Origin of the sequence: Cryobacterium glucosi (assembly GCF_004402235.1) — a bacterium.
Lineage (GTDB): Bacteria > Actinomycetota > Actinomycetes > Actinomycetales > Microbacteriaceae > Cryobacterium > Cryobacterium glucosi.
In genome coordinates this window covers 1-18717 of record NZ_SOFS01000012.1, presented here as the reverse complement: position 1 = coordinate 18717, position 18717 = coordinate 1, and the positions used below count along the sequence as shown (strand labels likewise).

Sequence of the window (18717 nt, the reverse complement as noted above, 5' to 3'; positions counted from 1 at the left end):
ATGAGACTCCTCCTTGTTTCGGGCAGCACTCGGCAGTCTTCAACCAACAACGCGGCGCTGACCACGGTGCGCGACCTGGCGCCAGCAGGCTCGATCGCACTGGTGTACCAAGGCTTGTCTGCACTACCCGCCTTCAACCCGGACGATGACCACGACCCGGTTCCAGGTCCGGTCGCGGAGTTGCGACAACAGATCAACAACGCCGACGTGGTGGTGTTCAGCACGCCAGAGTATGCCGGGACACTCCCGGGCAGCTTCAAGAATCTTCTGGATTGGACTGTCGGCAGCAGCGTTCTGACCAGGAAGCCGGTCGCGTGGATCAACGTGGCCTCACCGGGACGCGGGCACGGTGCACTCGCCACATTGAGATCGGTACTCGGCTATGTCGACGCACAGGTACTCGATGGAGCGTGCATCGACCTCCCGATCGGGCGGGACCTGGTTGCAGCCGGTGCTGTCACGGCGCAGCCGGAACGCGAAGCACTGGCCCGCTGGTGGGCGACAATGCAGGAGCATTGGCCCGCGGAAGAACTCGACGAGAAGCGTTAGCGTTCGGACCGGCTTGCGCGCTCGCCACCCACTAGTACGCTGACGAGAATTCATCGATTCGGCTGGCGCAGGACGGGAACAACGATGTCAACTTTTCGGCAACTCCACTACCGTGACTCACCGCTCGTGCTACCCAATGCCTGGGACGTCGGCTCGGCCCTGGCATTCGCGGACGCCGGATTTCCGGCCGTCGGCACGACGAGCTTTGGCATCGCGGCCAGCGCCGGCCTGCCGGATGGTGGCGGGTCCAGCAAGGCGGCAACCGTCGCACTTGCGGCGCGACTGGGCCGCATGTCGGTCCACATCACAGCGGACGTCGAAGACGGCTACTCCGACGACCCAGCGGAGGTTGCGGAGTTTGTGGCCGAGCTAGAGGTCCTGGGCGTGGCCGGCGTCAATCTTGAGGACAGCCGGGATGGGCATCTCGTGGATGCATCGACGGCTGCCGCCAAAATCAGCGCCGTCAAAGACCTCAGCCCCGACATCTTCGTCAATGCGCGGGTGGACAATCTCTGGTTCGGCGAGCACGCGACTGTCGAGGCCGTCCTGCTTCGAGCACGCACCTATGCCGACGCCGGGGCCGACGGAATCTTTGTGCCCGGCCTCGTGAATCCTGAGGACATCCGGAGGATCACCGCGGTTGTGGCGCTGCCGGTCAATGTGCTCGCGCACCCCTCCCTGACTGTGGCCGAGCTCGGCGATCTGGGGGTGAAGCGTGTGAGCTCGGGGTCGCTGCCGTACCGTGCAGCCATAGACAGGGCCGTGGACACTGTCACGGCCCTGCGCGATAACCGTCAGGCACCGACCGCGACGTCCTACTGGGAAATGCAGGCTCGCCTCGTGGCTTTCAGTCGAGCCAGCGGGAACTGATCAGAAATTCAGGCCGTCCTGGTCGTGGCGGGTGCACGGAGCACCTTTTCCAACGGTTTACCCTTCGCAATCTCGTCGACGAGCTTGTCGAGATAGCGAATCTTTTGCATGAGCGGGTCCTCGATGGTCTCCACGCGGATGCCGCACACCACACCGGTGATCAGCGACGCGCTGGGATTCATCGGCGCCTCTGCGAAGAACTCCTCGAACGTTGTTCCACCCTGGGCGTGACGGCGAAGCGTCGTGTCGTCGAATCCGGTCAGCCACATGATCACCTGATCGAGCTCCATCTTCGTCCTGCCCTTGCGCTCCACCTTCGCCACGTAGAGCGGATACACCGCTGAGAACTGGGTACCGAAGATCCTGGACACGATGCCAGCGTAGGCGAGGGGTGTCTCAGGGTCAATCGTCTCCGAAACCAGAACGACGCCGAGCTCTGCGCGCAATCCGTGCCCGCCGATCAGGTGACGAAAGACCCAGACCAGCATTCTTGGGCGCACGATCGCCGACCGCAGGACCGGGCGGGTCGACGACGGTAAGCAAGTCTGCTCGGTCGCCTTGTCGGATCGTTCAACCCTGCGGCCGACCGACCAGATCGACGACGGCGGACTGCCCCCGTTGATTCACAGTGAATGCCGCACGGTCATGCACAGTCCACGTGGGATGCTGATCCTGTGGATCTGAACACAGGTGCCGACACGCCGGCCGTTATCATCCGGCCATATTGTCAAGCGGATGCCGCAGACACGTTAGCGATCTTCCTTGCCGCAGTGACAGAAACCGCTGCCGCCGACTACTCGCGGGAGCAGATTCAGGCGTGGGCGCGGCCAGAAGCGCGCGAGCTGTCCGCTTGGCATACGGCGATGCAGGCGCGGAACAGTTGTGTGGCAACCGTGGATGGTGCGCCGGCGGGTTTCTCCGACGTGGACTCTGAGGGACATATCGACATGATGTTCGTCGCCCCTCGCTACCTGGGACGCGGGGTGGCACGGCAACTGATCGGCCACGTGGAGGCCCGCGCGCGCCAGGAGCAGCTGACAGAGCTGACAGCTGACGTCAGCATTACAGCCCGCCCCTTCTTTGAGCGCTCCGGATTCACCGTCGAGGCAGAACAACATCCGGTGACGGCCGGCGTGCAGCTGACCAATTTCAAGATGAAGAAGAAGCTAGTCGGCGGCGAGGTGTCCCTCAGCGGGCAGCTTGTTTGTCGCACCCAGGACCAAGCGGAAACTGTCCGGGAATACCTGCAACTGCACCTTGCCCTCACCCGCGCCGAACCGGGATGCCTGTCGTTCAACGTCACCCGGACGAGCAATCCCCTGGTGTGGCAGGTCGAAGAGCGCTTTGAGCACGCATCCGCCTTCGAAGCCCACCAGGAACGTGTCGCCAGCAGCGAGTGGGGTCACGCCACCGCGGGAATCGAACGCCGCTACTCCGTGATCGGACTCTAGCCGCTCGCCCGTCGCAACAGCTCCCCCGGCACCACATGTGGGCAACCTCGAGCCTCCGCAATTCACGCTTGGTGCATGTCACTCAGGGGAGAGAATCGATCGTCAACTTCCAGCCAATCCATCGGTCCCGGTCGATCGCACTTCCGCGCTGAAATGTCACCGTGGCCGTCCGGCTACCGGAGACCCTGCTCTGTCGAGCTACTGCCCAAGGCGGCCTGAATCCTCCGAATGATCGACCCGAGGATGCCCGACGCGAGAAGACCTGAACCGAGTGGGCCCGCGGAATCCTCACCAAGGGGCGGCAACTGCCGAAGCGCCGCCCTGACTTGGGCATTCATGTGCTCGAGCTGCCAGGAGACCTCATCGGAGACTGCCGTAGCCTGATCAGCGGCGGCTAGCCCGGCGGCTTTCGCTGCGTATGCGGCTGCGCCGAGTGCGTGCGCGCCCATGTGCGCGACGCCGGAAGCTTGTCCGGCAGCCCGAGCAGCTGCCACTGCCGAGGGAGAGTTCACTGCCTGCGCGGCCCGACCAGCAACGAAGCGCCTGCGAATTTCACCGGCGGTATCAAGATCACCCTGAGCAAATGCCCGAGTACGAGCGATGGCATCACGTGGCCGGCCGTCCGTTGGCGCCTCCGTTTCGAAATGGACCAAGACTCTCTCAGCACAGTCAGCAGCCCAGGTTGCGACGAGGCGTCGGTCACCTTCGCTGAGTGACTGCGGGGAAGGCACGTCTCACCTGCTCGTGCGGCCGTGCCCCGGCCGTCGCAGGCCGAGCCAAATCAGGATGATGCCAACGATTGCGAGGATGAGCCCGATGGAAAGCCACATCCGGCTACCCGTCATGAAACTTCCCGGGATCAGATTCATGCCCTGCCCGGTCCAGACGCCACCAAGGATCAGAGCGATCACGCCGACGGCGATGAGGGCGATGCGTCCGCTTCGGCTAGTCACGTCTCCCAACGTACCCCGGCTGACACGCACGTCGCCCGCTTGAGGTTCCCCAGGAAACGGGGAATCCGTCGAGATCAGGTCTCGGAGCGAATGACAGAAACTCCGCAGTCGGGGTTCACGGGTTCCAGTGAACAGGTGGTCTCATGCAGCTCCAGGAGTGTCCTGTTCTGTGAGAAATTACAACTGACACAACCCCTGAGCAGAGTCATCTAGTCGAGGGGCTCCACCCATTCAGACCGCCATCCGGGTGCCTCCGACTTTCGCGTGTAATAGCGGGTATCCCGGATGATCGACCCGTCCGCTCCGAACTCCAGGATGACCACCACGTGCCACACATCCCCGGCATAGTCATTCGTCCCCTCGACGACCCAGATTTGCCCCGACCCCACGACTCGGCGCAGGGTGATCGAGGGGGGAACAGGAAAAGCCTCCTGCATTGCCCGCATGGCCTCACGTCCACGGATGCGCTCCCCCGACTGCGGCATCTCCATCACGTAGGTCTCATCACGAAGCCGAAACTCAGCGTCAGGTGAGAGCCCCTCCTTGGTGAGGCCGAACAAACGCTCGAGGCCCTCGCGCATGGCCTCCGGATCGTTGTCTGTGATTGCCCGCAGAAAAGATTCGCGCACATCGAGGTCGCTCATTCTTCCTCCCGGTCAACGTTGAAACTCGACTACGAGCATTCTGCTCCTCTGCCGAGGAAGCGGCACGCTCGTCGTGCCTAACGGCGTCGGTGTGCTCCGGCAGGCGCATCCCAAGACGTTCATTGGCGGCCCCGGCTGCGAACGCGCTCCCACTCTGACGGAGTCAGCTCGCCCGGTTTGGACCACACCTGGTTGGAGACGCCCAGACAGCCGAGGTCGTGCACGTATCCCACTCGTCGAAGCGTTCGGAGGTTACCGGCGTCGAGTCCCAACAATTCACCTGCCTTCGCCGACAGCGTGGCCACGCGCCGGGAGTGGCCGAAGGCGAAGGGGCACTTGAGGTCAACGAAGTCGCCTATCGCGCACACCAACCGGTCGAGACTCTCGTCGGTGAGTCGGACCTCCCGATCGGGTGCATAGCCAAGAGCATCACTCCAGGAGTCACCGGCGGGCACGGGCGCAAAGATCTCGTCGGGCGAGCCAAGCGCAGCATCGACGACGTCGGGATCGAGGTGTCCGCCCCGCCTGCTTCTGGCCATCGCGATCACGGCGTCGAGCCCGTATATCCGGTAGTGAACTTCGGCGACATCCGCGAACTGGGCGACTCTCATTTCGATCGGGATCTTGTCGCAGGAAACTGCCGCCGGCAGGCCCTCGCCGTCGAATCGCTCGAAGGTGTACGCGAGCGTGTTCTCGACATCCGCGGAAAGCCCAATCTGCCGGCCCAGGGCAGCTGCCGAGGTGCAGTGCGAGTGGATCAGGCTCGCGAGTTGGCCACGGGTATCCCGGAGCAGAGTGCCCATCACCTTGAGCCGTTGCGGGAGGGATTCTCCCTTTGCGATGTTGCCTAGCAGGAATCGCATGTAGGGCATGCCTGACCAGTCGACCAGATACGCCTTTGCAGGTCCCCTGGGACAGAGGCTCAACTTCCAGTGACAGTCACCCACACCTCGGCGAGAGGAATGAAGCCTTCACGACTCTCGAGTCGACCACGGCGCCTGCGTCTCAGCGCTCCTCGCTTCCCAGATCAATGCGTTCCGCAATCTCGGAAACGTCGTCAAGCCGCCCGGAAGAAACGTCCATGATGAATTCATAGGCCTCATCATTCGACCAGGTCAGCCGTCTTCCATTAATACCGAGGAAAGCGAGCAGAGCAGCGAGACTCAGGCGTTTATTGCCGTCAATCAAGCCGTGGTTGCGGGCCAAGGAGTGCGTCAGCGCCGCGGCCTTCTCGTTGAGGCTTCCGTAGGCATCCCTTCCGAATGCGCTCGCGCGCGGACGGGCCAGCGCCGACTCAAGCAGCCCCTGGTCACGGACCGGCATGTCTCCTCCGAGGGCCCGCTGCCCGACGAAGAGGAGATCAGCGTAGGTGAGATAGATCACTTTCCCAGGCGTTCAAGCGCTTCGGCGTAGCGCGGGAGCTCCTCGTCAAGGACACTACCCAGAAGGTCCTGTCGGCTGTGGTTCTCGACGTATTCACGCACCGCCTGCTTGGCGATGTCCTGCATGGACCGCCTCTCGTACTCGGCACGGCGACGCAGAGCGTCCGCCTCGTCATCGGTCAAGCGAAGGGTCATTGGCATGGACACACGGTATCACCCGTGACACCGTTCTCGATAGCGTCCCGATAGGGGTTGGGCTCGCGGGCCACGCAGCGGAACCTTTCAGTTGCCTGACCTGCACGGATCGGACAATCGTCGCTGGCTCGCCGCTTGACGTTGCCCGAGCATCCAGCCGGCACCGAATGCGAGCACTGCCAGCCCGACAATGAACAGCGCGATCCCGATCTGACTCCGTGGCGAGAACTGTAGGCCTCGTGGAGAGAACGTCGTGTTGCTGAGCGGCGCGCGTGTCGCTGTGCCGAGCATCACCTCGATGATGTCCACCCGTAGGTGTTCGAGGTCACTCCAGACCGAGCGAACTCGGTCGCGCACCTTCTCCATGAGCGCCGTCAGTAGGCGGGCACTTCGGAATAAACAATGGATAGAGACTGCATGCATCAAGTCTTGCCCCTTCTGTGAGGACAAGAAAACCTGATCAAACCATACTTTGGAGTAGGGCGGCCGGGACTTGAACCCGGGACCGACGGATTGCGTTGGGCGCTTCTTGGCCAAGCGACTCAGCTTTCGAAACCTAGACTCATCTTGACTGATCTCGATCTGATCAAGAGTTCCTTGCGATGTTTGGAACATACTTTATCGCAACCCCTCGGCCCGCCTCGGCCGGTCTCGAGGCAATAAACGTTGAATAAACGTGCACGCATCAATTCCCCATTTCTCTCAGGCTGTCGCTGAAAGTCGTGCGGCTGCCCGATCTTGCACGGGGCGGAGATTCTTACCTGACTAGTTGAAGACCATTCAACCGTCGACCAGAATCGATTGTCCGGTGATGTAGTTGGAGTCGGGTCCGGCCAGGAAAGAGACGACGCCTGCGACGTCGGCGACCTCGGCAAGGCGATTCAGGGCGATACCCCTAGTGAACCGCTCCCATCCCCACGCCTCCGGCTTTTCATCTGGCACGAGGCCTGACATCGATCTGCTCAATGCAGACCCGAAACGCCGCGGACGCCGTCGATGACTCGTTGGCGCTTACCCGATCGCGTCAGCGACCGATGCCCTGAGCGCGGGCACTAAGTCAGCCTCGAACCATGGATTGCGCGCTTGCCAACGGAAGTTGAGCGGGGACGGGTGCACCACGGGAAACACCTCGGGCAGGTACTCTCGAAACGCTCGGACGTTCTCGGTGAGGTTGCTCTTGGCTCGGCCGACCAGATACTGGTCTTGCGCGTACTTGCCGACGAGCAATGTCAAACGAATCCGCGGCAGCTGGCTCAAGATGAGCGGATGCCATCTCGGTGCGAAGTCTTTTCGGGGTGGCAAGTCCCCGCTGGTGCCTTTGCCGGGGTAGTAGAAGTCCATCGGCAGGATCGCGAACAGCTCGGGGTCTCGGAATTGAGTCTCTGTCACACCCAGCCACATCATGAGCTTTGCGCCACTTGCGTCGTCCCAGGGGATGCCGGAGGCTTGCGCCCTCTGGCCAGGCGCCTGACCGATGATCACGATCCGAGCGGCAGGGTCCGCAACGAACAAAGGCCCCGCGCCTTGCTTCGCCCAGTCCGAATTCGCGGGATCCGTGTTGATGGCCCGCCGGATCTCCTCAATAGTCACGTGTTGTTCCAGATGTCGCGTTCTCGATGGGCGAAAGTGGCGAAGCCGATCGGGTCGCGGTGCAGGACTTCGCGGACGGTTTCGGTGCGACCGGCGGCGAGTCCGAGCCGGGCGGTGGTGTAGATGGCCGTCGTGACGGCGACCAGCCCCCATGGCATCCCCAAAATGCGGCGTGCGTGACGAACGTAGCGGAACATCCCTGGTCGGGCATAACGGATGGGGCGGCCGAGTTCCCGGGTGAGGATCCCGGCGATCTGGTCATACGTGAGCGCTTCATCTCCGGTCACCGTCAACGCAGCGGTGGCATAGGAGAGCGGGTCCAGAAGTGCGGCCGCGGCCACCGCGCCAACGTCTTCGGCGTCCACGAACGCGGTCGCGCCCCGGCCGGCGGGAACCATGATCTCGTTCAGATCGCGGATGTCGGTCAGGTGGGTGGTCGTGAGGTTTTGATGGAAGAAGGACGCGCGCACAAAAGTCCACGAAATGCCCGAGGCGCGCAACCACGACTCGATCGCAGCATGGGGCACGATCTTGTTCCCTTCGGCACCCTGTAGCGAGAGGAACACCATCTGCTGGACGCCGTGGTCACGGGCATAGTCAAGGGCGGGGACCATTTGGGTCTTCGGCTTCCCGAGCTGCGGCGGACGCATAAGAAACATGCTGTGAACCCCCTCGAACGCCGAGGCCCAGGTTGACTCATCCGTGAAGTCCAGCGGAACGGCCTGCACGCGGTCGCCGAACATCCGGGAAACGGACTCAGCGGTACGACCGGCAGCTCGCACAGGCCGCCCCGCGGCCAGGAGCCGCTCCACGACGACCCTGCCCACGTTCCCGGTCGCGCCCGTGACCAGAATCACTTCGACTGCCATCGGGTTCCTCTCCCCCGAGCAGACTTCCCTCTTCGTTCGATCATATGTGTAGAGTACACCTATGACCGAGAGTCCCTGGGAAACGATTGACGCCGCCCTGATCCGAATGCGACGGCTGCTCGAGCTGCCGGCGCACCTGACCAGCACGGTCGACCTGTCGGCCATGCTCGTCACGGACACGGTTGCACGTCTCAGGGACAATGGGGAGCGGGCCCGGATCGCCGATATCGCAGCGAACCTGACGGTGAAACCCTCCACTGCGAGCCGGCTCGTGGCGTCGACTGAGGCGGCCGGTTTCATCCGCCGCACGCCCAGCCCCGATGACCCGAGGAGTGTCACCCTCGACCTGACCCCGGCCGGTGAGGAATTGAACGCGACCGCGAAGGGCTTCCGAATCGGCTTCCTCCGGCACGCCGTGGAAGGCTGGGATGACCAAACCGTGACCGACTTTGCCACTCTGCTCGACCAGTTCTCCCGCGCCACCGCCACCACGCTATCGGCGCCGTTCGGAGGATCCTGACACCTGAAGGCGTCTGCCGATTCCCACGGGACACTAAAGGCACATCAAGTGACGCACGGCGTCGGGGCTATGGGCGTTGGAAGATGTTGAGAATGTTGCCCTCGCTATCTATGAACCACGCTGCTTTACCGACCGGTGTCGTTGCGACGCCGTTCTCCGTCTTGAGCCCTGGAAAATCGTATTCTTCGAAGACAATGCCGCGACTCTGAAGATCCGAAACCTCAGCATTAATGTCGTCGGTTCTCCAGCCGACCTGCGTGTTCTGGGCCGTACCCGCATTGTCGGTCTTGTACAGCAGGAAAGTCGTTCCGTTCCCGCATCGATATTGGACGTTGTCCTCGTCCATGACGTCCGCGGGCTCAAGCCCAAGCTTGTCCCGATAGAAGCTTCTAGCCCGGGCCATGTCCTTCGCTGGAAGGACCGCGAAGACCTCATTTTCCTTCAGCATGCTTATCACTCCTTGTGGTTTTAGAACGGCTTGCTTTCCCCGACGGATTCGGCACCACGCCGGACCGGGCCGCCTTTGTCCTTCGGCACTGTCCGGTTTCCGGGCAGCCCTTTCATCAGTGCGCGTCTGGGCCGGACCGACAGTCCGGCAATGTTGATGGCGTCTGTCAGCGTCATCATGCACCGGATTAGCGTCCTGAGATACAGGCAGGCAGGACTTGGTCGGGTGGTCCTGAACGCTTCTACTAACGCCAGCTGAAGACAGATACAGTTCTGCGCGACTGGACTACTTTTTTTGGAAACCGCTGGCGATATAGCGGGGGAGGAAATGGGGCCTGCCGGGCCCGAGCGTGATGCACACGAAACCGACAGCAAACGCTATTTACTTGGCACTGTTCCAGCTTGGCTCGAACGCCGCGGAAACACCCACTCCGATGCGTGTCGCAGCGCGATATCGCTCGACGGCTGCTCGTCGAGCGGAAAGTATCGCGATAGCAGCGCACAGAAAGACCACGGCCTCGCGCGCTCGGTGTCGGCAATGGATCTTGATCTGGCCAGAAGAATTCACCTTGTTGTTGTAGCGACCTGACGCCATGCGTGTTTTCCTGTCTCCGGCGCCAATCGGTGACGCTCAACTAGGGAGGGCATGACATGGGTGCAGTAGCGGCGCATCGAGTGATCGTGTTCCTGCAGGAGAACAAGACCAACGATTTCTACTTCCCAACCCTGTCAGCCTCGGGCGCCCTGGTCGAGAACCGCGGCAACCTCTTGACGGCGGGACCGAACTTCGATCAACCTCACGATCGCAACAGCTGGGTGCACTACGCGATGGGCGACTACCCGGCCCTGCCCGCCCAAATCGACAATGACACGGTGAACCCGTTCTACAGTTGGCTGGCCAAGGAATTCGTTTTCGCCGACCATCACTTCGGCGCGAGCTCGAACTCGACGTCCGGACACATGCTTGCTATTAGCGGCCAGATGCCGACGCTGAAGAATCCGCCGTTTGTCGTGCGCGCGAACACAGACCTCGCTACGAGAGCCTAGGCATTTAGCCAACGACAGCATCGATGACTCGGATGGACACCGAGATCCGGCTAAAAGTGATGACGAAATCGTCCGCGTTCCTGGGCCACTGCTGGGCACTGCGAACCTAGCCCCACTTCGCGACACTTCCATTTCCACTGCCGGCACGGTGAGATTTGTCAGTCCGGCTCGTCGCTGTCGGTGTACTCCCCTTCTTCGGACCCGTCCCCGGGCTTCGCGGGCCCATTGCTATCGGAGACGCTGTCGGTGTCAGCGCTCACTGAATCCAGGTCCGGATCCACGTCGGTGTACTCACCCTTTTCATCCGGTTCGGCGACTGCCTCGCTGGTGACTCGGGGATCTTTGGGCGGAAGGCCATCTTGTCTGTTCATTTCGCTCCTCATTTCCGTCAGGCCCTACGTCGGCGTCGACTAAGTAACTCCGTTCGGCCACATTCTTGCCGGTCCCGACCACCGAGACAAGCCATGCGGCGCACGGGTCCTATTAGACTTCCTGCGCATTCCAGGAGGGTGTGAGCGCGGACAGATGCGTCCATCGACATCCTCCTCGCCGCCCACGTGTCGCAAGGAGGGGCGGCCGCGTTGATGCTGCCCGCTCGATGGCGCTCGTTGGATGAAGATACCCATGACGGCCTCCAGGGGCACCGTCGTCACGCTGGGTACGCTGCCGCTCATCCAGAGGTCGCCGAGACTGACTGACCGAGACCGACCATCGATGCGGCTTGGGTAGCCTCTCTATGCGCACGATGTGGTGTCTAAAACCGCTTGAGCGGCAGGGGGATTCGAACCCGCAACCGTTTCCTTATTGCTTCCAGGATGCGTTGTCGGCGGGATCATTCACAGACAGGCTGCGTCTCCTGTGCTGCGCATGAATCAGCGCGACGACCCCCACGGCGATGGTCGCCGTCGCGAATAACAGGCTAGACGCGGTCGATACCGCCAGGTCCGGCACTCCGGCCCACCACACGCGATTGAAAAGGGACTGGTGCGTCCTTTCCGGTACGACAACGAATGCGACGAACAATGTGACCACTGTTACGAGCGCGGCGATGACCCGCAGCATCGATCGTGCGAGGCGGCCCAGGCGCCGGCGCACGAACGAGACGGTCAGAAGGATCAGAGCGGCCAGCTGGAGAAGGGGCAGCGCAATCATAATGATCGGCGCGGCGGCGACAACGGGATCAACCACATGCGGGGCCGCCGTTGTGCCGACGATGGTGTGGAGGAGCTGGTAGGTGAATTCGCTGAATCGGCCCGAATCGGTGCCGAGCCCGGTGTTGCTCAGCACGACGACTCCGAAGCCAAGGTCGGGAGAGAACGCCAGGTATGAGGTTTCCCGTGTGGTGTCGCCATCGTGCTCATAGATCAGCGGGAGGGCCGGGTCGTCGAAGTTTTCGTCACCATCGTGTAATTCCCAGAACGAGCGCACGTACCAGCCACTCGCATACCTGCTGTATTTATCGACGGCGGCCAACGGCACGTGATCGGCCGCGAACACGGCGGAGTCGATGCCGGATGGCCGACCCAGCTCGGCTTCGAGCAGGCGGGAGAGATCGACCGCGGTCGAGCTCGTATAGGCGGATGGTGCGCCCATCGGCCAGCGCGGGCCGGGCGTTGTCGAGTCGATCATCCCGAACCATGTGTAATGGCCCGGCGCTAGCCCGTTCGCCTGGGCAGCTGTGAGGTCGCTCGTGGTCGTGTTGAGCCCGAGGGGCCGGGCCACGAGGCTCTGTAAGGCGGCCTCAAATGTCTGCCTCGTGACCTCCTCGATGATCGATCCGAGCAGGGTGTAGTTGCCATTCGAGTATTCGAACCTCGTGCCCGCCAGCGACGACGACGCGGTCGTCAACAGATGGCGTGTCTCGGTTCCGAGTGAGGTGAACGCAGGCGTTGGGTCGAACACATCTGCCGTGCCTGCGGCAGTGCTGATTCCTGACGTGTGGCTGAGGAGTTCCGCGACTGTCACGTCAGCGAAGGGGCTGCTTTCGCTGCCGAGACGGCGCAGCAGCGTACCAACCGTGTCGTGGAGAGACAGCTTGCCCTGTGCAATGAGTTGTTGGATCGCGAGTCCCGCCAATTGTTTCGACGTCGACCCGAGCACGAACGGTGTGTTGAGCGTGACGGCGGGCCCGCCCGGTGTCGCGTCGCCGAATGCCCCCTCGAATAGGACCGATCCCTCAGACAGCACGACCACGGCGAGGCCCGACAGCTTCAGATCGGCGCGCTCCTTTTGCAGAAAAGCATTGATCTCGGACGCCGATGCCCACCCGGGCGACGGTAATTCAGTGGCGCGAGCGGACACCGTCGTGCCCCCTGCGAGCGACGAGATCAGGACGACCGCGTTCATCAAGCCGCACCACAGGGGAACTGATCGGCGGCGCTCGCGAATCGTTCGCATGCGCGTGATTCTAGCCCGGCGTCGTGACGGCACTCCGCGAGAAACTCGCCGCGCTGGTGCATCAGGACATCAGTGATATTTAGATAGTTCGGTCGCCGTCCGCCCGGTCGCCAGCTCCGGCCACCCCGCCGCCCCCGCCGACATCGCGCGCGTCACCCGGTGCTCCGACACACCAATGATTCCTGCCCATGAAGTTCCTCCACTGGCTCGCGTCGCAGTGCAGATCGGACGGGTAACAAGATGGCCGTGGTTTGAGCGCAGACACCAGGGTGATCACGCGGGATGGGTGCAGCATGACCTTGCGTCAAAGCCGCAGTCTGTTGGGGATCTATGTGTGCCCCGGACGAATTCGAACTCTGAAATGCGTCCCATCTGGGCCGTCACCCCTGGCCGGCGTCCCCTTGTTCTCGAAGGATCCCGCGGTGACCGTCGCCATTTGCGGCGACACGGTCTCCGGGATCCGTTACAGCACGCTCAGGGACGCAACGCCGGGTGCTTGACGTAGAGTATGGTCGGCAGCGTGTTGAGTTCGTTGTTCGCACCAAGGGTTTATCGCCCGCCGCCAGCCATTAATAGCGCCCACGCGGACCCAGCCCAAAAGGACTTACTCAACGAGCGAATCTGCGGCGATCGCGAACCTCAGGCGCTCCGCGACTGGATGATTGGTGAAGTGATGAGCACGTGGACCTCTGACGGTGCGGAGCAGGGCCCTGGCGCTCTCGCGCCTCAGGCCGCCGAAGACCCCGGCCTCCAGGAGGACCTGGGCGAGTTCTGGACCCGCAACCTCCTCGAGGCCCCCGGGGCGATCGTGTTCTTCAAGGATCTGCAGGGCAGGTTCATCCGGGTCAGTCCGGCGTGTGCGGCCCTCACGGGCCGGACGCCGGAGGAGTTGGTCGGTCTGACGGACTTCGATCTGACGGATCGGGCGCACGCTCTGGAGCTCCTCGCCGACGAGCAGCGCATCATCGCGACCGGTGAGCCACTGATCGATAAGGCTGAGGTCGACCGGCTCGTCGATCGGCCGGGCACGTGGGTCGAGACGAGCAAGTTCCCGCTGCGCGACGCCACCGGCACGATCGTCGGCACGTTCGGCGCCAGCCGGGACGTCACCCGCCAGGGGCGAGCCGAACAGGAGGTCGCGCGGATGGCGAAGGCGGCGGCCGACGAGCACGCGCGGCTGATAGTGGCCGAGGCCCAGCTGCGGGCGGTGCTGAACGGCTCGACCGACGCGATCGTGAAGTACGACGGCGATCTGCGCTACAGGTACGTCAACCCGGCCGGTGAGCGCGCCCGTGCCACGACGCTCGAGCAGCTGATCGGTCGCACCGACCGTGAGACGGGGATGGACCAAGGTCTGCTCGCGATGTGGGAGCCCGCATTGCGAGCAGTGCTGCAGACCGGTGAACCGGACGAGATCGAGTTCTCGGCGCGCGACCTGCAGGGCGGCGAGAAGTGGTTCCACACCACCCTGTCACCCGACCGGGACACGACCGGCGCCCTCGTCGGGGTGCTGACCTCCATGCGGGACATCACTGAGATCAAGCGTGCAGAGCAGGCCCTGGCCCACCATGCCATGCACGACTCCCTGACGGGCCTGGCCAATCGGCACCTCCTGACGGACCGCCTGGGTCAGGCTCTAGTCCGCATGGAGCGCGCTGGGAACCGGCTCGCGGTCTTCTTCGTCGACCTCGACCGCTTCAAGGACGTCAACGACACGTACGGCCACGAGGTCGGAGACAGCGTGCTCATCGAGGTCGCCCGCAGGCTGGAGCGGGCCGGACGCCGCACGGACACGATCGCCCGCCTCGGTGGTGATGAGTTCATCGTCCTGTGCGAGCAGGTACCTACCGCCGACGACGTCGAGCAGGTCGCCGACCGCATCGTGCACGCCATGGCCGAGCCGTTCGAGGTCGGCACCCTGACTCTGCGTCTCTCAGCGAGCGTCGGAGCCGTCGTCACCGACGATCCGGGAAACGATGCCTCGAGCTTGCTGCGCAACGCGGACTCGGCGATGTACCGGGCCAAGGAGGGCGGCCGGAACCGGTTCGAGATCTTCGACCCGCTCGCGCCGATCGAGGCCGCCGAGGGCTCCGCAATCGAAGCCGAGCTGCGGCTTGCCCTGGAGAACAAGGAGTTCAGGCTCGTTTACCAGCCACGGCTCTCGTTGGCGGAACAGCATGTCCTCGGGTTCGAGGCGCTGATCCGCTGGGAGCACCCCCGGCGCGGGACGCTCAGCCCCGCGGACTTCCTCGCCGTCGCCGAGGCCCGCGGCCTGATCGTGCGGATCGGCGCTGGGTGCTCGACACGGCCTGCGAGCAGCTCGCGGCGTGGACCGCCGATCGGGACCCGAACATCGCCTCGTTGACGATGTCCGTCAACGTCTCGGGTCGGGAGCTGCGCGAGCGACACTTCGTGGACCTCGTCCGCAGTACCCTCGAGCAGCACGGGCTCGCGCCCGGCCAGCTATGCCTCGAGGTCAGCGAGCGAGCCCTGGTCTACGATGGGCCGGACTCGCGCAGGACCCTCGAGGCGCTCGCCGCCCTCGGGGTCCAGCTCGCGGTCGACGACTTTGGCGCGACGTACACCTCACTCACCCGGTTGCCGAAGTTCCCGGTGGGTGTCGTCAAGCTCGAGCAGCTGACCGTGTCATCGCATGAGCGCGGGATCGTCGCGGCGGTCATCGCGATGGCGCATGGCCTGGGCATGAGCGTGGTCGGTGGGGGCATCGAGACGGTCGCCCAGCTCAACGACCTCCTCGACCTCGCCTGCGACGACGGTCAGGGGTTCCTGCTCGGCCGCCCGCTCTCGATCGCCGACGTTATCCAGGTAATCGCGGCCGACGGCGCCACCCTCCGGGCCGAGGCCGCGACCCAGCACGTGAGCATCGACAACTGATCTGCACCACCAGATGAGCCGCAGGACCGCGGCCGGCCCGGGCACAACGCCGAGTGCGACCGCCGCCTCGCGCAGGGCGAGATCAGCCTCCTGCGGGGTGAACCCCCGCCGCCGCCGCTCTTCGAGGAACCCCTACCTTCTGATAAACCGGTCGTGAAACTCTTCAACCGTTGCTGGATGCCGCCGTGGCGCATGCTGACTAGGGGTGAACAGCGCAGGAATCAAGGACCCATCCTCCCTCTCGTCGCGTTGTTCAATCACGGCGAGGCACGGAAGGCATCGGAAGGATCCCGCGCCCGCTCGAACTGTCCGGTCGCAAAACGGACTTGCGTCACGTAAACCTGCTGCCAAGCTAGGTGATGCACGGGCCACCTAACCTGTGTCGTCCGGGTCGTACAGTTCAAAATCGGTCATTTCGATTGCTTCTGAAAATCCCCCTGGCCCAGCCGAGAGTGCGTCGTAGGCAAGTGTGTAAAGGCTTTCGACCGCGTCCGTGTAGTCCGGTACTGGCTCACTCCACGCCTTCGGGACGCTGATCAGTGAACTCGTCGGGCCCAAAACGAGACTCACAACCATTGGTTCGCCGTCATCGCCGAGCGCTGGAATCGCCACAATCTCGTTTCCCTGGCCGCGTGCAATGGCGGCAGTCAGGTCCGGCGACATCGCCCGTCTCTACCGGCGTGCCGTTTGTTTGCCAACGGCGAGACTGCGTCATGAGTTCAGGAAGGCGCAAGTCGTTCAGAAGGGCAGGGGTTGCCAGGAAGGCAAGCGGTGATAGCGCGAGCGCGATGACTGGCCACCAGTGGATCGGTTCGTCTGGGCCCAGAGATTCCCCGAGGAGGGCAAGCCAGCCCCGCATATATGGCGCGGTGCTTGACGCGACAACCCGACAACAGTTGATCAATCTGGCCATCGAAAAAGTCCGCTCGACCCATCCGGTCGCCCGTCCAATCACGACGGCACTCACGAACCACTCGTGGACGACGAGGCCTGGGACCACGTGCAAGAGGTGCTGGCTGGACGACGCATCGCCTTCGGCGATGACGTCAGTAAAGGGTCGGTACGATCTATCTGATGCCCCCGGATACTCGTAGGCTTGACAGCATCGCGCTCATGCTTCATACATACGCACAACATCTAGCGGGGAGAGAAGCATGACGACAACCAGCGATATCAAGACGGAACCATCGACCGGATCACGGAAATACCTATTTGCCGTCCTCCGAGTGGCCATCGTCGCGCTAGTTGTGATCGCCATCGTGGCCACCTTCTTCGACACAGCGACGCGAGCGAACATCAACCCGTTCAACTTCTTCGGCTTCTTCACGATGCAGAGCAACATCATCACCGCGGTAATCCTGCTCCTCGCCGCTCTAACCACATTCATAGGCCGCACACAGACGCGACTTCTCATGTTCGCGCGTGCCTGCGCGACGACCTACATCGTGATCGTCGGCATCGTCTATAATCTCCTCCTGGCCGGCCTCGAGGGAGGCGTCTCACTCGAGTGGGCGAACTGGGTGCTCCACGTCGCATTCCCGATCTACGCCGCACTGGACTGGATCCTCTTCGGCGACCGCACCGCCCTGGCGTGGAAGCGACTCTGGGTCGTCCTGATCTATCCGGTGCTCTGGATCATCGTCGTCATCATCCGCGGTGCAACTGACGGCTGGGTGCCCTACCCGTTCCTCGACCCCGCCACTGGGTACGGAAGCGTTGCGATCTATTCCATCGTCATCTTCGTCGCCACCGTAATCGTCGGAGCTGTTATCTTCTCACTGAGCCGTGTGCGGATCATAAAGCCGTAGGCCTACCAAACATCTTGTGCTCTATGTCAAGGCAAAACCCAAAGTCATCGATCGCTGAGATCGTCTTCTAAAAAATGGTTGACGAGAGTCAAAATGAATATCAGCTCTGGACTCCGACAATAGAAATGGACTAAGGCGAACGGGCGACCTGGGATGGTCAAGAGTCGTTTCTGCCGATAACAGCACCGAACTATCTTAATAAGTCGTCGACGTTGAAGACTCCAATGAAGCTGCGCGGATAGGCAGTGAAATTGCGACTTGGATCGCACCCTGTGGACGACAAGACTCCGTCGTCTACACACAGATTACCCTTAGGGGTTGGCGAGTCGAGATTAGCCTCGCTGCTCCGAGTCTGGCATGGCTGTTAACATTCGTTGCCGAGCCATGCCACGAGGGACTACGTTTGGGATCAATAACCACGCTCGGGGGGGGGGGGGATAGGAAATGCCGAATCGCGAATTGCTAGACGCGATCATTCGCTACATAGAAGCACGATCGTCGGAGAATGTTTTCAAAACGTCGACAACGGAGCTCAGCGCGGACGAGTATGCACACCAAGCCATGGCGGAGCTCACGGCTTTGATCGATAAGAGGGTCACGGCCGCTCTCGTCGCACACGACAAACACATGATCGACCTTCTGCGCGGCTAGTCCAGGGAAGCGAAAGCGTCCGTCGCCCGTCGGCGAGGGACTTCACAATTTGAGGCAGAATCCTACGATGGACGATGACGGCATCCCCTGGGAGGGACCGGTATGTCCTGCCTGCGGCCACGAGATGAACGTGGCGACGGTGGAGACACCATACGGGCTCCGGGTGCGTCAACTATGTCCTGAGTGTCAACTTATAGATCTCATCCCGCGCCCGTTTGATAAGTAGGCGCGGGTTCGGGCCTCTGTTAAGCGCGCAGTCGCAAAAATAGGCGCCGCCAGACCCGCGGCTGCCTTTTCCGCAGGGCGCGGAAACAAGATATTCAAAACCCTTGGATACCTTTGTCAAGGGCCATGAAGAACTGCCCACTGGCGGCCACGGAAAATGCCCGCTGATGGCCATGAAAACTGCCCACTCATGGCCAACAGATCTGCCCACCAGGATTCGGCGG

General features: G+C 62.6%; 20 protein-coding genes and 1 pseudogene. 7 read left to right on the top strand and 14 right to left on the bottom strand.

Annotation, left to right across the window (positions count from 1 at the left end; genetic code table 11):
• Together E3O46_RS02770 and E3O46_RS02765 are read left to right on the top strand one after the other, a co-directional pair.
• On the top strand, positions 1-549 hold the full coding sequence (locus E3O46_RS02770) for an NADPH-dependent FMN reductase (protein ID WP_198413351.1): 549 nt from the start codon (positions 1-3) through the stop codon (positions 547-549).
• An 84-nt stretch (positions 550-633) separates the two neighbouring features.
• Positions 634-1419 carry an isocitrate lyase/PEP mutase family protein gene (locus tag E3O46_RS02765; protein ID WP_134446444.1) on the top strand — a complete coding sequence of 262 codons (786 nt, stop codon included), beginning with the start codon at positions 634-636 and terminating at the stop codon, positions 1417-1419.
• An 8-nt stretch (positions 1420-1427) separates the two neighbouring features.
• Here the strand turns inward: E3O46_RS02765 and E3O46_RS02760 are convergent, their stop codons facing one another.
• Positions 1428-1790 (bottom strand): DUF2200 domain-containing protein, encoded by a 363-nt coding sequence (locus tag E3O46_RS02760; RefSeq protein WP_134561208.1) that lies wholly within the window; start codon positions 1788-1790, stop codon positions 1428-1430.
• Positions 1791-2093: 303 nt separating this feature from the next.
• Between E3O46_RS02760 and E3O46_RS18635 the strand changes: the two genes are divergently transcribed.
• Positions 2094-2870, top strand: coding sequence for a GNAT family N-acetyltransferase (locus E3O46_RS18635; RefSeq protein ID WP_241987327.1), 777 nt, complete (start codon positions 2094-2096; stop codon positions 2868-2870).
• Between the two features lie 173 nt (positions 2871-3043).
• Here E3O46_RS18635 and E3O46_RS18630 read toward each other — a convergent pair whose 3' ends face one another.
• From E3O46_RS18630 to E3O46_RS18625, 10 genes are all read right to left on the bottom strand, one after another.
• Entirely contained in the window at positions 3044-3601 is a 558-nt protein-coding gene (locus tag E3O46_RS18630) for a putative immunity protein (RefSeq protein WP_134561061.1), read from the bottom strand.
• 3 nt (positions 3602-3604) lie between these two features.
• On the bottom strand, positions 3605-3823 hold the full coding sequence (locus E3O46_RS02745; RefSeq protein ID WP_198413350.1) for a hypothetical protein: 219 nt from the start codon (positions 3821-3823) through the stop codon (positions 3605-3607).
• A 209-nt stretch (positions 3824-4032) separates the two neighbouring features.
• Complete coding sequence (locus E3O46_RS02740) at positions 4033-4467, bottom strand: nuclear transport factor 2 family protein (protein WP_134558450.1); 435 nt, start codon at positions 4465-4467, stop codon at positions 4033-4035.
• 119 nt (positions 4468-4586) lie between these two features.
• Positions 4587-5393, bottom strand: coding sequence for an HD-GYP domain-containing protein (locus E3O46_RS02735; RefSeq protein ID WP_198413683.1), 807 nt, complete (start codon positions 5391-5393; stop codon positions 4587-4589).
• Between the two features lie 79 nt (positions 5394-5472).
• Positions 5473-5850, bottom strand: coding sequence for a type II toxin-antitoxin system death-on-curing family toxin (locus E3O46_RS02730; protein ID WP_134558452.1), 378 nt, complete (start codon positions 5848-5850; stop codon positions 5473-5475).
• Positions 5847-6050: a ribbon-helix-helix domain-containing protein gene (locus E3O46_RS02725; protein WP_174774583.1), complete on the bottom strand. Its 204-nt coding sequence runs from the start codon at positions 6048-6050 to the stop codon at positions 5847-5849. Before E3O46_RS02725 ends, E3O46_RS02730 begins: the two co-directional genes overlap by 4 nt.
• Positions 6051-6131: 81 nt before the next feature.
• On the bottom strand, positions 6132-6353 hold the full coding sequence (locus E3O46_RS02720) for a hypothetical protein (protein WP_134561060.1): 222 nt from the start codon (positions 6351-6353) through the stop codon (positions 6132-6134).
• A 471-nt stretch (positions 6354-6824) separates the two neighbouring features.
• A complete protein-coding gene (locus E3O46_RS02715) occupies positions 6825-6998 on the bottom strand; it encodes an SDR family oxidoreductase (protein ID WP_134446437.1) in 174 nt (57 codons plus the stop codon).
• 57 nt (positions 6999-7055) lie between these two features.
• Complete coding sequence (locus tag E3O46_RS02710) at positions 7056-7634, bottom strand: uracil-DNA glycosylase family protein (protein ID WP_241987326.1); 579 nt, start codon at positions 7632-7634, stop codon at positions 7056-7058.
• The gene (locus E3O46_RS18625) at positions 7631-8503 is read right to left on the bottom strand and encodes an NmrA family NAD(P)-binding protein (RefSeq protein ID WP_241987325.1); all 873 of its coding nucleotides are present in this window, start codon (positions 8501-8503) and stop codon (positions 7631-7633) included. The genes E3O46_RS02710 and E3O46_RS18625 overlap by 4 nt, the downstream gene beginning before the upstream one ends.
• A gap of 61 nt (positions 8504-8564) precedes the next feature.
• Between E3O46_RS18625 and E3O46_RS02700 the strand changes: the two genes are divergently transcribed.
• Positions 8565-9023 carry a MarR family winged helix-turn-helix transcriptional regulator gene (locus tag E3O46_RS02700; RefSeq protein WP_134561058.1) on the top strand — a complete coding sequence of 153 codons (459 nt, stop codon included), beginning with the start codon at positions 8565-8567 and terminating at the stop codon, positions 9021-9023.
• Between the two features lie 67 nt (positions 9024-9090).
• Here the strand turns inward: E3O46_RS02700 and E3O46_RS02695 are convergent, their stop codons facing one another.
• Positions 9091-9471 carry a VOC family protein gene (locus tag E3O46_RS02695; protein WP_134561057.1) on the bottom strand — a complete coding sequence of 127 codons (381 nt, stop codon included), beginning with the start codon at positions 9469-9471 and terminating at the stop codon, positions 9091-9093.
• A gap of 650 nt (positions 9472-10121) precedes the next feature.
• On the opposite strand from E3O46_RS02695, the gene E3O46_RS02690 reads away from it, so the two are divergent.
• Positions 10122-10517 (top strand): hypothetical protein, encoded by a 396-nt coding sequence (locus tag E3O46_RS02690; RefSeq protein ID WP_134561056.1) that lies wholly within the window; start codon positions 10122-10124, stop codon positions 10515-10517.
• An 801-nt stretch (positions 10518-11318) separates the two neighbouring features.
• On the opposite strand, the gene E3O46_RS02685 is transcribed toward E3O46_RS02690, so the two are convergent.
• Entirely contained in the window at positions 11319-12914 is a 1596-nt protein-coding gene (locus E3O46_RS02685; RefSeq protein ID WP_134561055.1) for a serine hydrolase domain-containing protein, read from the bottom strand.
• A 508-nt stretch (positions 12915-13422) separates the two neighbouring features.
• Between E3O46_RS02685 and E3O46_RS02680 the strand changes: the two are divergent.
• Positions 13423-15809: pseudogene (locus E3O46_RS02680) on the top strand (sensor domain-containing protein).
• Positions 15810-16181: 372 nt separating this feature from the next.
• Here the strand turns inward: E3O46_RS02680 and E3O46_RS02670 are convergent.
• On the bottom strand, positions 16182-16472 hold the full coding sequence (locus E3O46_RS02670) for a hypothetical protein (RefSeq protein ID WP_134561052.1): 291 nt from the start codon (positions 16470-16472) through the stop codon (positions 16182-16184).
• A gap of 491 nt (positions 16473-16963) precedes the next feature.
• Here E3O46_RS02670 and E3O46_RS02665 point away from each other — a divergent pair, with 491 nt between their 5' ends.
• Positions 16964-17617: a Pr6Pr family membrane protein gene (locus tag E3O46_RS02665; protein ID WP_134446427.1), complete on the top strand. Its 654-nt coding sequence runs from the start codon at positions 16964-16966 to the stop codon at positions 17615-17617.
• The last annotated feature ends 1100 nt before the right edge of the window (positions 17618-18717 follow it).

Coding starts and splice junctions, on each gene's coding strand:
- E3O46_RS02740 (WP_134558450.1), bottom strand. CDS start 4,467: ATGAGCGACCTCGATGTGCGCGAATCTTTTCTGCGGGCAATCACAGAC.
- E3O46_RS02685 (WP_134561055.1), bottom strand. CDS start 12,914: ATGCGAACGATTCGCGAGCGCCGCCGATCAGTTCCCCTGTGGTGCGGC.
- E3O46_RS02665 (WP_134446427.1), top strand. CDS start 16,964: ATGACGACAACCAGCGATATCAAGACGGAACCATCGACCGGATCACGG.
- E3O46_RS02670 (WP_134561052.1), bottom strand. CDS start 16,472: ATGTCGCCGGACCTGACTGCCGCCATTGCACGCGGCCAGGGAAACGAG.
- E3O46_RS02715 (WP_134446437.1), bottom strand. CDS start 6,998: ATGTCAGGCCTCGTGCCAGATGAAAAGCCGGAGGCGTGGGGATGGGAG.
- E3O46_RS18625 (WP_241987325.1), bottom strand. CDS start 8,503: ATGGCAGTCGAAGTGATTCTGGTCACGGGCGCGACCGGGAACGTGGGC.
- E3O46_RS02700 (WP_134561058.1), top strand. CDS start 8,565: ATGACCGAGAGTCCCTGGGAAACGATTGACGCCGCCCTGATCCGAATG.
- E3O46_RS02725 (WP_174774583.1), bottom strand. CDS start 6,050: ATGCCAATGACCCTTCGCTTGACCGATGACGAGGCGGACGCTCTGCGT.
- E3O46_RS02690 (WP_134561056.1), top strand. CDS start 10,122: ATGGGTGCAGTAGCGGCGCATCGAGTGATCGTGTTCCTGCAGGAGAAC.
- E3O46_RS02695 (WP_134561057.1), bottom strand. CDS start 9,471: ATGCTGAAGGAAAATGAGGTCTTCGCGGTCCTTCCAGCGAAGGACATG.
- E3O46_RS02770 (WP_198413351.1), top strand. CDS start 1: ATGAGACTCCTCCTTGTTTCGGGCAGCACTCGGCAGTCTTCAACCAAC.
- E3O46_RS02765 (WP_134446444.1), top strand. CDS start 634: ATGTCAACTTTTCGGCAACTCCACTACCGTGACTCACCGCTCGTGCTA.